General features: G+C 53.9%; 1 protein-coding gene. It reads right to left on the bottom strand.

Annotation, left to right across the window (positions count from 1 at the left end):
* A partial coding sequence (locus tag KVS69_RS20215) for a hypothetical protein (protein WP_217540067.1) occupies positions 1-187 on the bottom strand: 187 nt, incomplete at its 3' end.
* Positions 188-245 lie beyond the last annotated feature (58 nt).

Here is a 245-nt window from a genome sequence, read left to right as displayed (position 1 = left end):
CGGGAATTTTAGCCATGTCTTTTGCGTCGAGATCGTCGGTAACTTTCTTGACGACTTCGTCAGGCGAACCCGCGGCGAACGTGTCCCACGACGATGGACCAAAAACATGCAGCTCTGCGGACCCCGCTGCCGAAGCGGTCAGGGCGGTTGTTAAAGCAAGTGCGGCGAAGACGGACTGCTGACGCATTTTTCTCTGTTCCCATTAGTTGCCAAAATACCTCTCTTGCTGGAGGTCTATATCTGCA

Origin of the sequence: Stenotrophomonas sp. GbtcB23, from assembly GCF_019091045.1 — a bacterium.
GTDB lineage: Bacteria > Pseudomonadota > Gammaproteobacteria > Xanthomonadales > Xanthomonadaceae > Stenotrophomonas > Stenotrophomonas rhizophila_A.
The sequence above is the reverse complement of the archived record's forward strand: the minus strand, read 5'-3'. Positions and strand labels throughout refer to the sequence as shown.